This is a genomic window from Neobacillus rhizophilus (genome assembly GCF_018343535.1).
GTDB lineage: Bacteria > Bacillota > Bacilli > Bacillales > Cytobacillaceae > Neobacillus > Neobacillus rhizophilus.
Genome location: NZ_JAGYPF010000007.1, coordinates 27,982 through 43,050 on the forward strand (window position 1 = coordinate 27,982; position 15,069 = coordinate 43,050).

The following is a 15,069-nucleotide window of genomic DNA, read 5'->3' on the forward strand; positions in this document are numbered from 1 at the left end:
TAAAATTTCTATTTAAATGGTTAGGGACTACTATCTTAATTTCTCCAGCTATATTATTCTTACGTTTAGGCTTCACCTGGCATTGGAGATTATATTTTTGCATAATACGTTGGACAGTATTTCGGTTAACTTTCCTTTTATAATCACGTAATAACCAGGCTTTAACTGTCCGATGACCAATTAAAAATTTATGACGTTTACAAATTTCAGTGATTTGTATTTCGAGTTCAGTTTTACCTTTTGGACCTTGATTCCTCCATCTATAGTAAGTTGATTTCGGGATACCTAGGCACCTACAAAGAAAGGTTACAGAATATTTTTCCTTTAATTTTTCAACTAAGGTAACTACAGCTTCTGGAACCAACTCCTCTCGATTTCTTGGTACTTTTTTAAAATTTCTAATTGTGCCTTTAAATACTCATTTTCTCTCTTTAATTTTTCCATATCAGATAATTCTTCGGGACCCTTCCCATAACTGTACTGTTTACCAATCCCCTGTGCCAAACGATATTTTTGTCCTTCACGATACCACTGCATCCACCTTTTGACCTGAGTAACATTTGTTATTCCAAATTTGTCCATAATCTCACGGTTTGAATACTCACCACTTAATTTCATCTCAATAACAGCCATTTTAACTTCTTCTGAGTAAGCATTTTTCTTCCCCATAAGAAAACACCTCCTGAGTTACGTATTATTTAAATACGATCCAGGGGGTGCTTTTTCCTTTGTCTTATTTAACTAGGTCTCTTCACTTTCCCCCAGTGCTTTATCGCGTTACGTTCCTTTTGGAAGCCCCTTCAACAAAAATACCTTCATAATTTCCGCAATTTGCTCAGAGCTTAACGGGTCATGATTTTTTTCCCAATCCGAAACCAAGGCGATATACATTTTCAGCAAAAGAAAACTAGTTATTTCCGAGTTCACCGCTGGTATTGCTCCCTTAGCAATAGCCGTTTCGATTTTTTCCTTTAAATAACCGATAATTTCGTCCTCCACATGCTGGAGCATTTCCGAAACTGCTAGAGTTCCCATTTCAGCCTCTTCTTGTACCAATTTAATCATTAATTGGTGCCTAGAGCGGAATTCTAGTAAACGATAAAGGGCCCGATGGACATTTTCCGTAAAGGGCAATTCCGGGTTAATGACAGAATCCGCCTCCGCAATCATTTCCTTCACTAAAGAAGAAATGATTTCTTCGAATAACTCCTCTTTATTTTTAAAAAATGTATATATGGTTCCCTTTCCGACGTTTGCAAGCTTGGCAACTTGGTCCATGGTCGTTGCTTTATAGCCAAACAAGGAAAAAGACTTAGTTGCTGCCTCCACAATCATTCTTCTGCGATCAGGTGCCATAGCGCACATCCTTCTCATTGACTAATTTGGTTCTACGGTCAATTAATATGCTTTTACTATAGCACAGCTTGAATTCGGTTTCAAATTTATCTGGAATGTTTTTGGAAGAATGTAAAACTTGTGGGAATTTGGCTAGTCAATAATTATAAGATCATACAGTGTCAAATCTCAGACACTATGCTGTTAAAAAACCGGAGGCGGTTTGCCTCCGGTTTTAATCTTCTTCTTTTTCTCCGGGCGCCTTTGAGTTTTTTAATCTTCCGGCATCCTTTAATGCTTTTTTTATAATCAGTTCAATCTGGGCATTCACACTGCGGAATTCATCATCTGCCCATTTCTCCAAGGCATCATATATTTTCTGATCGACGCGCAGTAAAAATCGCTTCTTATCGGCCACATCATCACTACCTTAATAAATCGATCCTGTATTAATTACTGGCTGGCTTCCCTTATCAGAAACGATGGCAACCATTAAATTATTCACCATTTGCGCTTTCTTTTCCTCATCCAGTTCAACAATTCCTTCATCCTTTAATTGATCAATTGCCGATTTGACCATGGATACCGCACCTTCAACAATGACCTTGCGCGCTGCGAGGACCGCTTTTGCCTGCTGACGTTGCAACATCGCATGGGCAATTTCACTTGAATACGCCAGATGCATGATCCTTGCTTCAATAATTTCCACACCGGCTAATTCCAAGCGTTTTTGGAGGTCCTTTGTCAACTCGTCACCAACCTCATCCGAGTGCTGCCTTAACGATACTTCATAATCATTGTTGACATTGTCATATGGGTATTGGCTGGCGATATGGCGCAGGCCTGTTTCACTTTGCGTATGCACAAACGTTTTGTAGTTTTCAACGTCAAAAACAGCTTTGGCTGAATCAAACACCTTATATACAACAACCGCAGCAATTTCAATCGGATTTCCTTCCAAATCATTTACCTTTAATTTATCACTATTAAAGTTTATTACCCTGAGGGATACTGTTTTTCTTATCGTTAAAGGAATCGTCAACCAAAATCCTTCGTGCTTGATTACTCCGAGATAGCGGCCAAATAAAGTAAATACCTTTGCTTGATTCGGCTGAATGACAGTGAACCCGGAAAGCAGGAGAAACAGCACCACAACACCTATCACTGCAAGGACAAAAGATACAGGACTTTCAGTTAAGGTAAATTGCCTGAATGAAAATACTACTGCCGCCCCGATTAACAGAAACAATAATACCCCTAAAAATCCATTAATTCTGAACATATCTTTCTCTCTCATCCCAACCACTCCCCTTTTGAAAAATTTTTCCATCTATATCATTATGATATCATTTTGGTATCAATAAAGGAAGGGATATCCTCCCATATTTGCTGTTTTTTCGGGTAACATTTTCACCGGCTTTATAGTATAATCCATTTATCTGTAGATTCGGAGGTTACAAATTTAACATGTCTTTTATGGAAATTAATATTAATGTGTTTCGAATGATTAATAATTTGGGGAAACAATACGACTTTTTAAATCCCCCCATTATGGTTATCGCTGAATACACGCTGTATGTGTTAATATTGGCTTTGTTGTTGTACTTGTTTATTGGCGGCCGAAAAAATAAAGTGATGGTCATTTGCTCGATTTTCACCTTGTTATTGGCAGAAGGTCTAGGAAAACTGGCAGGAATGCTCCACTCCAATAATCAACCCTTCGCCGAACTGTCCAACGTCAATAAACTTATCGAGAAAGCAGTCGACAATTCCTTCCCTAGCGACCATACGATGATATTTTTCTCCCTATGCGTGACGTTCTGGCTTTTCAGAAGAGGCTGGAGTTTCTTGTGGATTCTGTTGGCTGTGCTTGTTGGGTTTTCGCGGATATGGGTAGGGGTTCATTATCCAGGAGATGTTTTGGTCGCTGCTATCCTTAGTATCATATCTGCTCTAGTTGTGCACCGGTTCGTTCCGGGACTTAAATTTATGCAAAACATAGCAGGAGAACAAAACATTCCAAACCGGACGAAATATGAAGAGCTTTAATATTTAAATAGCGAAAAGGAACGCTTGGATTAAAAATCCAAGCGTTTATATTTGTACTATACTATTCAATCGTTTGATTAAACCGAAGTGACAACTGTGCTTTACTAATCAGACGTTTAATTAAATTTTGGAACAGGGGGAAGTCTTTTATTGGCAGGAGTTCCCTTTTTTTATGTTATACTATTCAATCGTTTAATTAAAAACATCCAAAAAATGTATTATACTATTCAAACGTTTAATTAACTTAAATAACAATATCTGCTCATTATGATTGTCGATATTTTTAGAAGGTTAACAAAATATTCATTTCTTGGGGCGGTGGGGTTGGCCGATTCCGTTTAAAATGGACTTGGAGTTTATTTTTAGAACAGGATGTGGTCGGATGTGAATTTAAAACCGCTCGCTGAATCGAAGAGATTTAAAATTTACCGTTCTCTAAATACGAGGATGGAGTTACTGCCAGATGATAGATGGAATTACCAAAAGTTGAAAAGCGGCTTTGAAGGTGAGATGTTTTTTCAGTCTTTAACGGACAAGCTTCAATGCGATTGCTATGTGTTACACGATTTACTATTTGAATTAAATGGTACTACGTTCCAAATCGATTCGTTGATTATTTTTCAAGATATTATCTCGTTGAATGAAGTGAAAAATTTTACAGGGGATTTTTTTTATGAAGATGGTAAGTTCTATGATTCTAATAAGAAAGAACGAAAAGACCCCTTAGCTCAATTGGATCGTTGCGAGTCTATGTTTCGTCAATTGCTGGAAAAGTTAGGATTTAAATTCATCGTTGTGGGAAAAGTTGTCCATGTTAACCCCGAATTCACCCTTTACCAAGCTCCTCGAGAGGTACCTATCATTTTTCCAACCCAACTTAACACTTATATGCGGAAATTAGAAGCGGCCCCGGTTGCGCTGAATAATAAACATAGGAAATTCGTAGAAAAACTATTATCCCTTCATCAGGAAGAAAATCCTTATTCAAAGTTGCCTCCTTATGCCTACTGCCAGTGCCGAAAAGGACTCACATGCGCGAATTGCTTGTCGTTCGAGGTTTCAGTTGTTGGCCAGCGGTGTGTTTGCGTTGATTGCGGGCACGAGGAAAAGGTTGAGTCGGCGATATTGCGGCATGTGGAGGAACTGCGGCTGCTATTTCCGGATTTCAAGATTACTACTAATTTGGTGTTTGAGTGGTGTGGTGGGGGGGTGGATAAGAAGAGGGTTCGACGGATTCTAGAAAAGAAATATAAAAGAGTCGGGGTTCACCAATGGACATACTACGAATAAAGATTAAGATAGCTTAAAAACAGGTAGCTTTTTTGGGGTTTTGTTTGCCCTTTGGGGGTCTTGTCCTAATGATGGACATCATCTCCCATTGCTTTGGATGGTTTTGGTATTCATCAACTTTATGAAGGACATTTTTCCACTTGACTCGGGTGGTTTTGGTCCTAATCGGCTTTATGAAGGACATTTCCCCACTTGACTCGGGTGGTTTTGGTCCTCATCGGCCTTATGAAGGACATTTTTCCACTTGCCCCGGGTGGTTTTGGTCTTCATCGACTTTATGAAGGACATTTCTCCACTTGCCTCGGATGGTTTTGGTCTTCATCAACTTTATGAAGGACATTTCCCCACTTGACTCGTATAGTTTTGGTCCTCATCGTCCTTATGAAGGACATTTTTCCACTTGCCTCGGGTGGTTTTGGTCTTCATCGACTTTATGAAGGACATTTTCATCTTTGGCGTGGGTGGATTTGGCCTTCATTGACCAAAATCAAAAACAGGCAGTCACTCCCCACAACAAGCGACTGCCTCAAAAATTCAAAGATACAACCCAGCCAAAAAAATCCCCAAAGCCTTCTGATAAATTTCATCAAACTGCGAGAGCGGGAGCGGGTTCACCCCGTGGCCAAGTTCGACCGTGAAGCCCGGCCGCTGCCAATCCTGGATAAACCAGTCTTTATAGCCGGCATAGCTCTCGAGGATTTTAACAGGTTTATACCCGCTTACCCTGCTTAACTCATTGACCATCCCCTCAGATTTCGGCGGCTCCATATTCTCAAAGCCCCAATAGATTTCCTCGCCCTGGGTATGGAAGGCAAAGACTCTGGCATAATCACGTTCCCGAGTTAAGTCTGCCATCGCGATAGCTTCCGGTTCTGACAACAGCTTCTCGCCGCCATAATCGCGCGGGCCCGGCACTTTGGGATTTCGTGCCCGTTCCAGCTCCCAGCGTGCCGGGAACTGATCATTCAAATCGATGCCCCGGATATTCGCTTTCCAGCCGGTAAAATCCGTGCTTCCTTTGTTGAATTCGACGACTCTATTTTTCCATTCAGGATTTTCAGGTGGTCCATGCAAAACGAGATTAACCCCATCCGGATTGACCATAGGTACCACCGATAAGGAGGTTTGCTGATACAAACGGGACATCTCAAGACCGCGGATCGGATTTTGATTAGTCAGCGACAACAGGTAATCGTTTAAAAATGTCATTAACACCGCTGTCGTAATCCACTCGTTGGCATGAAAGGATGCATTATAATGAATTCTCTTTGACCCCTTTCCCATCCGCAGCTCAGATAACTCGTTTCCGAGAACTGATTTCCCGATTGCGTTTACCTCCATAAATGGATATACGCTCTGCAATCGCCCTATATCCTTCATCGTTCTGCTGAAATCGTAATTCTGCTTTCCTTGGACCAATCTCCAGGTAATCCTGATCGGCACCTTTATCATTTGCCCAATCTCCAGCTGATTCGGGTTAATATGTTGATTAACAAGTAATAAGGCATCCACGCCCAGATTCCGATTGCGGGCAATGGCCCATAAGGAATCCCCCTGCTGAACCTGGTAGTCCTGTACAACAAAGCCAGGAATTCTAATTCGCTGTCCGACGGAAATTTTATCGGGGTCAATGCCCCGATTTGAATCCAAGATAAGCTGTAAATCTAGATGAAACAATTGGCTGAAGTACCATAAAGAGTCCCCACGCCTAACGATAATATCCATGAATGCCTCCTACAGCTAAAAATTGGTATCAATAAAAATGTATGCGCGCATTCCTGAAATATTAATTTGCCGCCAGTTATTTATGCACGGCCAGATGAGCGAAGTGAAAATGATCAAAAGCGTGGAGACCATCTTCTCTGTTGGAAAAATATAAATCTTCGATATTAGCAGGAGCCAGGTTTTCATACACGAGCATGTTACAATTCTGCAGTTCCAGGTCTAGTTCCAACGGGTCAAAGCCTGTTTTCATTGGTTCTCCCGTTTGCGCAGTAATTTGCCGCATCTGAATCAATCTTTTGGAGGCAAACCGGTCGTCAAACGCAGCATCATCTAGGTAATCGAATACGAAAGAAGTTCCATTAATAGACATCGCCGAAATGGTCGACAAAAGTTGAAAAAAGCCTTTTTTCTCGAGGTACATCACCACACCAAGCAAACTAAAAAAGCTTAACTTTTGCGGATCATAACCGTATTTTTTGAGTTCGTTTTGAAGTGAATTGTGTTTAAAATCTACGGGGACAAATTTTACGTTGGCTGGCAGGTCCATGCCTAGTTCTTGAAGCCGATTTTGTTTAAAAGCTTGAGTTGCGGGATGGTCGACTTCATAGATGGTGAAATCTTCGGGTATATCCAACTGCCTTAACGAAAAGGTATCAAATCCGGCACCTAAAATCACATATTGCCGGACACCACGTTCAATAGCTGCCATTAGCGCATCCTCTGCATATCTTGCCCTGCTGACCAATTGCGGAACCGTCTGGTTATTCATGACCCAGGCTAATTTTTCCTCAAAGGCAGTCAATTTTGTTCCCGGATCAAAGAAGGCAATGGCGTTGGCCCAATTGGCGCCAATCAATTGCTTTTCCTCCTCAAGCAAAAGAGCATTAGCCATATTGTCTTGAAAAATTGGACGACTCGATGTAGATGCATGATAGCCTCTGGCAAAGCAGCTTACTAACGCAGTCAAACTTTCTTTTGTTTTTTCCAAATCAATTCCCCCTTCTTTTTAAAAAAAGAAAAAACTCCCAGCGAAAAATCCGCTAGGAGTTAATAGTAAGGCATCCGTCATTACCCGTCAATATCATAATTCTTTATTATAACACAAATATTTTTATTTGTCAATGTGTATTTTATTTAAATTCAAATGGAGCTGACAAAGGTACATCGTCGAAAATCTTCCCTGGATTTAAAATATTGTTAGGGTCAACCATTGTTTTTATTCCCTTCATAATAAAAAGAGTGTCCCCGTGTTCCTCTTGAAGGAATTTCTTCTTGCCGAGGCCAATTCCGTGCTCACCTGTACAGGTTCCCCCTTTGGACAGGGCATACTGAACGATTTGCGTATGAACCTCCTCGACCTGTTTCATGTGCTCTTCATCCTGCGTGTCCACCGAAAAGACGGCATGGTAATTCCCATCGCCGACATGGCCAAAAATGACAGCATCAATTCCATACTGGTCAACAATTTTTCTAGTATGTTGTAAGGCATCGGAAAGCTCGGATAACGGTACGCATACATCCGTTACCATATGCCCCTTACCAGGATTCGCTGCGATGATAGCCAGGGCAGCCTGATGGCGGGCCTCCCAAAGCTGTGCTCTTTTAATGGAATCATTTTCGAATTCAAAGGTGACAAATTGCTCATCCTTGATAATTTCTTGGACGATTTCGAGGCTGTTCATGACTTCCGGTTCACTTCCGCTAAATTCCATAAACAGCGTTGGTTCCTCCCGATAGGATGTGTTTTTAAAGGCATTAACGGCTTGGATTGTTTTTTGATCAACGAGTTCAATCTTCCCGATCGGCAGGCCGGCTTTTAGAAGTACAGTAGCCGCTATTCCCGCTGCTTCAATCGATGGGAATGTTGCTTTGATATCAATGGTGGTCTCAGGGATGCCTTGCAGTTTCAGGATAATTTCAGTAAATACTCCCAGGGTACCTTCCGAGCCGACAAATAAACCGGTTAAGTTGTATCCTGCTGATGACTTATACGAATATCCTCCAGTGCGAATGGAGGAACCGTCTGCCAAGACTAGCTCCAGTCCGAGAACCTGGTCCCGCATTACTCCATACTTAACTGTATTCGTCCCGCTCGCGTTGGTAGCCGTCATGCCGCCTATCGTCGCATCTGCTCCCGGGTCGACCGGAAAGAAGAGTCCATACTTTTTCAACGCTTGGTTTAGCTGATTTCTCGTAACCCCCGGCTGAACCGTGGCAATAAAATCATCAGGGCGAACGGAGATAATTTCATTCATCAACGTAAAATCAAGACTAATGCCGCCATTTAAAGGGATGATATGCCCCTCAAGGCTCGATCCCGCCCCAAACGGGACAACCGCAACCTTATTTTCATTAGCAAACCGCATGATACGGCTGACCTCTTCCTTAGTAGCCGGAAAAACCACCACATCAGGCATAAGCGGCGAGTGATACGAAATCCCCTTACTATGCTGCTCCAACACCGCCCCATTCACACTAACCCGCTCAGCGTCCCCAACAATCCTTAACAACTCATCATACAGCCACACAACCTCGCCCCCCTCACAAATTCACAAATTGTCCACCCACAGCGGACAAATGTCCGCGAGCGGTGCCTGACACCATATTAATTCACCCTATCAAATTATCGTCCTTCCAAGATGAATAGTTCCGGGTTTCCGATGAGGGTGCCGATTTCCTCCATGAAGGCGTTGGCAGGGGCCCCGTCGATGACGCGGTGGTCGAAGGTGATGGACATGCCCATGACTTGACCGATGACGATTTGGTCGTCCAGGACGATTGGTTTTTTCTTGATGCTGTGGACGCCCAATATGGCGACTTCTGGATAGTTGATGATCGGAGTGGCAAACCAGCCGCCATTTCCGCCTGTACTCGAAATTGTAAATGTACTTCCCGAAAGCTCATGCGGTTTTAATTTTCTTTCTCTCGCCCGCTTTGATAGATCTTGAAGCTCCGCTGCTATTTCCAAAATCGTCTTTTGGTCAGCATGTTTGATGACCGGGACGAGCAAACCGTCATCCGTGGCCACAGCAACCCCAATATGAATGTTTTTCTTGTATATAATTTCCAGCTTCTCATCGTCTACCGTTGCGTTAAAGATAGGATGCCGGCTTAGTGCCTTGGCTGCGGCCTTCACAAAAAACGGAAGATATGTAAGCTTGACTCTAGCTCTTTCCGCATGCGGCTCCAGCTGTTTCTTGAAGTCAACAAGCTTAGTGACAACGACATCGTCCATACCGCTGCAGTGGATAGCTGTGGATTTTGATATTTTCATGTTTTGGTAGATTTTTTTCCTTAAGCCACGGATTGGCTCCCTTACTTCCTCTTCAAGTCTCGCTGCTGTTTCTCGTTCTGACGGAGACTTAAACGGCGCAGATACTGCCGCTGCCTCCTGCAACTCAAATGTCGCAACAGTCGCCGCTGCCTCTTTCTCTGCGAGTGTCTTGAAGTTCCTGACGTCCTCTTCCGTCACTTTTCCGCCTTTTCCTGTTGACACAACCTCGGTAATATCGATACCAAGTTCCCTTGCCAGCTTTCTGACAGACGGTGCTGCGATAACGCGTTTCTTTGGTAAAATACCTACTGAATTTTGTTGTAAATTATGTTGAGTAAATGAATTGGTTTGTGTGGAGACTTGTTTCGTGTGTTCAAATTGTGTGGATTCTCGTTGTAATGTATTGATCCCGTTTGAGCCTTGCTGGATGGATTCATGTTGTCCGGAAGTTTTACCAGCTGACACCAGCACTCCCGCTCCAGCCTTTACGTCCTCTAGAACCGTGAATAAAACTTCGCCGACCTTCACAACCTCGCCGACTTCCGCGCCGAAGGATTGTACTACTCCCCCGACTGGTGACGAAATTTCCACCACAGCCTTATCGGTTTGCACCTCTACGATGTTCTCATTTTCTTTTACATAGTCACCGGACGCCTTAAACCATGTCAAAATCTCTGCTTCGTGTAAGCCTTCGCCAATATCAGGAAGACGGAATTCATAAGCCATATTTTTATGCCACTCCCATTTTTGAAAAATTAATGTGCTAATACCTCTCTAATCCCTTGGCTGATTCTGTCTGCATTTGGAAGCCAGTCTTCTTCCACTGATGGCACCGGATAAGGCGTGTCAAAGCTCGTAACCCGGACAATTGGCGCCGACAGATGGAACAACGCTTTTTCGTTAATCATCGCGGAAATTTCAGCACCCGGTCCCCCGGTTTTTACCGCCTCATGAACAATCATGGCTCGTCCTGTTTTTTGCACGGAAGCAATGATGGTATCCTCGTCAATCGGTGACACCGTCCGCAGGTCAATAATCTCAATCGAAATAGACTGCTCCTGCTCCCACTGTTCAACTACCTTGCTTACGAGCGGTACCGTCTGTCCCCACGTAATTACCGTTAGGTCTTCGCCTTCTTTTACAACCTTGGCTTTGCCAATCTCAATCAAGTAATCCTCTTCCGGCACCTCCTGTTTAAAGGCGCGGTATAGCTTCATCGGCTCCAAAAATAAAACTGGGTCATTATCGCGGATGGCCGCGGTTAACAGCCCCTTGGCATCATAAGGGGAACTTGGCATTACCACTTTCAGCCCCGGTGAATGCAAAAATAAACCTTCTAAACTATCAGAATGCAGCTCCGGCGTTTTGACTCCCCCGCCATATGGTGCACGGACGACCATTGGCGCACCCAGCACCCCGCCAGACCTAAAGCGGAGTCTCGCTGCCTGCGATGCCATTTGATCCATCGCTTCATAAATAAACCCAAAGAATTGGATTTCCGCCACCGGCCGAAGGCCCCTTGCTGCCATGCCGACTGCCGTACCAACGATAGCCGATTCCGCAATTGGCGTATCTACTACCCGATCTTCTCCAAAGATAGCCTGCAGACCGTCAGTTGCCCGGAACACACCGCCGTTTTTTCCAATATCCTCACCCAAGCAAATGACTCTCTGGTCTCTCTCCATTTCCTTCTTTAAGGTAAAATTAATTGCCTCTATCATTGTCATCGCGGTCATTATTTCAAAACCCCCTCTGATGAAACAGATTGCTGCTGCTCAGTAAGCTGGCTGGTCTTTTTCTCATAAACAATTTCAAATATATCTTCCACTTTGCTTTTCGGAGTATTTGCGGCCAGTTCAAAGGCCTCTGTGACCTTTTGCTCTGCTAGCGCAAATTCTCTTTGTTCCAGTTCTTCGTTCCAGATTCCTTTATCTAGCAAAAACGCTTTTATCCGCTTGAGCGGATCCTTGGCGAGCCACTCATCTACATCGCTTTTATTTCGGTATTTTGTCGGGTCATCCGCGGTGGTATGCGGGCCCTGTCTGTATGTAACAGCTTCAACTAATACAGGCTGTCCGCTGCGCGCCCTCTCTAACGCCTGCTTCATTGTCGTGTAAACCGCGAGAACGTCATTGCCATCCACCTGAATCCCAGTGATTCCATGGGCAACTGCCTTCTGCGCGATTGTCCCGCTCGCCGTTTGTTTTGATCTCGGAACACTGATGGCCCACTGGTTATTCTGAACGAAGAAGACCATCGGAAGCTTGTAAACACCGGCAAAGTTGAGGGCCTCGTGGAAATCACCTTCGGAGGTACCGCCGTCACCGATATAGGTCACACTGACACTGTTTTCACCTTGGTATTTACCTGCCCATGCCCCGCCTACAGCATGAAGGCACTGCGCACCGATGATAATTTGCACCGGAAAAACATTGGCTCCTTCGGCATCAGTTCCCTTTAAATGCCCCATCGTATAAAGGAAAAAGTTTTTCATCGGGAACCCGTGAACAAAAAGCGCCGCCCCTTCCCGATAGCTTGGATAAATCCAATCCTGCCTCTCAAGTGCGAAAGCGCTGCCAACTTGTGCTGCCTCTTGCCCGCTTAATGGTGCATATGTACCAATTCTCCCCTGCCTCTGAAACTTTAAGGCTCTTTGGTCAAATACTCTTGCTTGAACCATCCATTTGTACATTGCAATTAACTCGTCATCACTTACCTCAGGCGCCCCGTTTGTCAGCTTTCCGTTTTCATCCAAATACTGAACCTTGTTGACTGGCAATTCATTCGGTTCAATCCACATATAAGTCCCTCCTTTTAAAAATCTCCCTAATTCCACCTGCTGGTATTTGTCCATACTTGCGACTAGCATATATGCCATCTATGTTTTTGTCAATACAGTTGTTCGAAGGTTCAGAAAATACACTTATTTTAAAAAAGCAGAAGCATTGCTGCGCTCCTGCCTAAATTGTTATTTATTTTGGTTTAATTGTTTAATAAATTCCCTCATAAAGCCAGGCAGGTCTGGCCAGGCATGGCCGGAAACGAGATTTCCTTGAACATGGAGATGGTTTTCAATATAAGTCGCTCCTGCCGCTTCCACATCTGGTTTGCAGGCAATATAGGCAGTTAACTCGCGGCCTTCCATATACTGGCGTACAGTTGTTAGAACGAGACTAGCATGGCAAATGGCACCAACTGGTTTGTTTGCCTCAAAGAAATGGGCAACGATTCCCGGCACATTCTCATTTAAGCGGATATATTCCGGTGCCCTTCCTCCTGGAATAATCAGCCCGTCGAATTCCTCAGGATTTACATCCTCAAAAGCAGTTTGGGCTTCGATTAAGTATCCTTTGCTTTCCGTATAAGTATCCCAGCCGATAAAATCATGAACGACTGTCTGCAGCTTCTTTTTCGAAGGGGCTGCGATTTGCACCTCAAACCCTTCTTCCAAGCAGCGAAAATATGGGTAATAGACCTCCAGCGCTTCTACAGCGTCCCCTGCTAAAATCAGTACCTTTTTTGACATTGAAAATTCCTCCTCTCTAAAAATAGGGCCATTGCCCTTTATTTATATATTCTGAATCCCGAATTCTATTTCCTTCCAATTTTATTTTTTTGAGAAGTTGGACACTCGAAGATTTGATAGAAAATTAACAAATTGTTCAAGAATAAACTAATGCCAAGATGAAAATCTTTAGTAAACTTGAGGTGGATTTTTGAGAAAAGAAAGGACGTTGACTATGGCATATAAGCCCCGAGTTGAGCCAGATTTTTTGAAAATTATGAGGTTGTTGAATGCACGAGGAAATTTAACTGAACAAGAAAGGAGGTATTATGAGAATAAACAAAAGGGCTATGATGGAGAAGTGATGTTTGACCAACTGGTAACTGAACAGCTCAGGTGTGAAGGACTTGTTTTAAACGATTTGCTTTTCAAATTTAATAACACCTATTTCCAAATTGATACGACAATTATTTTTAAAGAAACCATTAATCTTTATGATGTAAAAAACTTTGAAGGCGATTACTATTATGAAGGCGGGAAATTCTTTTCCATCAATGGGGAGGAGCGAAAGAATCCACTGCTCCAGTTAGAGAGATGCGAATCCTATTTTCGCCAATTACTCCATAGCCTCGGCTACAAGTGTAACGTTGTATCTCACCTTGTCCATATAAATCCCGAATTTACCTTATATCAAGTACCTCGAAATTACCCAATCATCTTTCCATCGCAATTAAATTCCTTAAGAAAAAAGTTAAACAATCACCAATTAAAATTAGGAGACTATCACAAAAGGCTTGCAGACAAGCTAATCTCCATGCATATAATTGAGTCCCCTTATGAAATGGTGCCTGCTTATTCGTATGAACAATTAAAAAAGGATATGATTTGTGATAAATGCCAATCTTTTTCGATTTTGGTTGTAGACGGAAAGTTGGTGTGCCATAATTGCGGCCACCAAGTGTTGATTGAATTTGGGATTTTGCGTTGTGTGGAGGAGTTTAAGCTACTTTTTCCAAAGAGGAAAATTACAACTACTGTTATTTATGAGTGGTGTGGAGGAGCCGTTTCTAAAAAGATTATTAGACAGGTATTAAAAAAGTATTTTAGAACGATTGGGTATGGTAGATGGTACTATTTCGAGTAAATAAATAATAAATCATTAATCGGAGCCCATTCTTTCTATTTACTCGGCTTCGTTTATTATAGAAAGCTTATAAAACCTTGTTCTAGTTTTTCTTTCTTGGGTCCTGGCAGGTAGAACTTCCCTACGTAACCTTGTTCTCGTTTTTTACTTGGGTCCGGGCACGTAGAACTTTCCTACGTAACCTTGTTCTCGTTTTTTACTTGGGTCCGGGCACGTAGAACCTCCCTACGTAACCTTGTTCTCGTTTTTTACTTGGGTCCGGGCACGTAGAACTTCCCTACGTAACCTTGTTCTCGTTTTTTACTTGGGTCCGGGCACTTAGAACTTTCCTACGTGACCCTGTTCTCGTTTTTTACTTGGGTCCGGGCACGTAGAACTTCCCTACGTAACCTTGTTCTCGTTTTTTACTTGGGTCCGGTCACGTAGAACCTCCCTACGTGACCTTGTTCTTGTTTTTTACTTGGGTCCGGGCACGTAGAACCTCGCTACGTGACCCTGTTCTTGTTTTTTACTTGGGTTCGGGCACGTAGAACCCCTCTACGTTACCTCATGCTCACTTTTTACTGGGTTTCAGGCACGTAGAACTTCCCTACGTGACCTTGTTATCGTTTTTCACTTGGGTTTGGGCACGTAGAACTTCCCTACGTGACCTTGTTCTTGTTTTTTACTTGGGTCCGGGCACGTAGAACCTCGCTACGTGACCCTGTTCTTGTTTTTTACTCGGGTTCGGGCACGTAGAACCCCTCT

General features: G+C 43.1%; 13 protein-coding genes and 1 pseudogene. 3 read left to right on the top strand and 11 right to left on the bottom strand.

The features are described from left to right. The 4 genes and pseudogenes from KHA99_RS31095 to KHA99_RS28835 all read right to left on the bottom strand — a co-directional run. A pseudogene (locus tag KHA99_RS31095) lies at positions 1-669 on the bottom strand (IS3 family transposase); the annotation flags it as partial. Positions 670-777: 108 nt separating this feature from the next. After that, entirely contained in the window at positions 778-1,356 is a 579-nt protein-coding gene (locus KHA99_RS28825; protein WP_213120954.1) for a TetR/AcrR family transcriptional regulator, read from the bottom strand. Between the two features lie 214 nt (positions 1,357-1,570). Continuing rightward, entirely contained in the window at positions 1,571-1,753 is a 183-nt protein-coding gene (locus KHA99_RS28830; protein WP_213120955.1) for a type II toxin-antitoxin system antitoxin, read from the bottom strand. Positions 1,754-1,765: 12 nt separating this feature from the next. Next, complete coding sequence (locus KHA99_RS28835) at positions 1,766-2,632, bottom strand: SPFH domain-containing protein (protein ID WP_213120956.1); 867 nt, start codon at positions 2,630-2,632, stop codon at positions 1,766-1,768. Positions 2,633-2,802: 170 nt separating this feature from the next. On the opposite strand from KHA99_RS28835, the gene KHA99_RS28840 reads away from it, so the two are divergent. Both KHA99_RS28840 and KHA99_RS28845 read left to right on the top strand, forming a co-directional pair. After that, complete coding sequence (locus tag KHA99_RS28840; RefSeq protein WP_213120957.1) at positions 2,803-3,384, top strand: undecaprenyl-diphosphatase; 582 nt, start codon at positions 2,803-2,805, stop codon at positions 3,382-3,384. Positions 3,385-3,768: 384 nt separating this feature from the next. After that, positions 3,769-4,674: a nuclease-related domain-containing protein gene (locus tag KHA99_RS28845; protein ID WP_284036775.1), complete on the top strand. Its 906-nt coding sequence runs from the start codon at positions 3,769-3,771 to the stop codon at positions 4,672-4,674. Positions 4,675-5,208: 534 nt separating this feature from the next. Here the strand turns inward: KHA99_RS28845 and KHA99_RS28850 are convergent. The 7 genes from KHA99_RS28850 to KHA99_RS28880 all read right to left on the bottom strand — a co-directional run bounded on the left by KHA99_RS28850 (position 5,209) and on the right by KHA99_RS28880 (position 13,199). Continuing rightward, complete coding sequence (locus KHA99_RS28850) at positions 5,209-6,399, bottom strand: M14 family metallopeptidase (protein ID WP_213120959.1); 1,191 nt, start codon at positions 6,397-6,399, stop codon at positions 5,209-5,211. Between the two features lie 76 nt (positions 6,400-6,475). Continuing rightward, the gene (locus tag KHA99_RS28855; RefSeq protein ID WP_213120960.1) at positions 6,476-7,387 is read right to left on the bottom strand and encodes a class I SAM-dependent methyltransferase; all 912 of its coding nucleotides are present in this window, start codon (positions 7,385-7,387) and stop codon (positions 6,476-6,478) included. Between the two features lie 142 nt (positions 7,388-7,529). After that, a complete protein-coding gene (locus tag KHA99_RS28860) occupies positions 7,530-8,927 on the bottom strand; it encodes an FAD-binding oxidoreductase (RefSeq protein ID WP_213120961.1) in 1,398 nt (465 codons plus the stop codon). Positions 8,928-9,022: 95 nt separating this feature from the next. Beyond that, positions 9,023-10,399 carry a dihydrolipoamide acetyltransferase family protein gene (locus KHA99_RS28865; RefSeq protein ID WP_213120962.1) on the bottom strand — a complete coding sequence of 459 codons (1,377 nt, stop codon included), beginning with the start codon at positions 10,397-10,399 and terminating at the stop codon, positions 9,023-9,025. A 29-nt stretch (positions 10,400-10,428) separates the two neighbouring features. Continuing rightward, entirely contained in the window at positions 10,429-11,409 is a 981-nt protein-coding gene (locus KHA99_RS28870; RefSeq protein WP_213120963.1) for an alpha-ketoacid dehydrogenase subunit beta, read from the bottom strand. Beyond that, positions 11,409-12,473, bottom strand: coding sequence for a pyruvate dehydrogenase (acetyl-transferring) E1 component subunit alpha (gene pdhA, locus KHA99_RS28875; RefSeq protein WP_213120964.1), 1,065 nt, complete (start codon positions 12,471-12,473; stop codon positions 11,409-11,411). Before pdhA ends, KHA99_RS28870 begins: the two co-directional genes overlap by 1 nt. Before the next feature lie 168 nt (positions 12,474-12,641). Then, positions 12,642-13,199, bottom strand: a complete 558-nt coding sequence (locus KHA99_RS28880) for a DJ-1/PfpI family protein (protein WP_213120965.1) — start codon at positions 13,197-13,199, stop codon at positions 12,642-12,644. A gap of 214 nt (positions 13,200-13,413) precedes the next feature. On the opposite strand from KHA99_RS28880, the gene KHA99_RS28885 reads away from it, so the two are divergent. Next, complete coding sequence (locus KHA99_RS28885) at positions 13,414-14,322, top strand: nuclease-related domain-containing protein (RefSeq protein ID WP_213120966.1); 909 nt, start codon at positions 13,414-13,416, stop codon at positions 14,320-14,322. Positions 14,323-15,069: the final 747 nt, after the last annotated feature.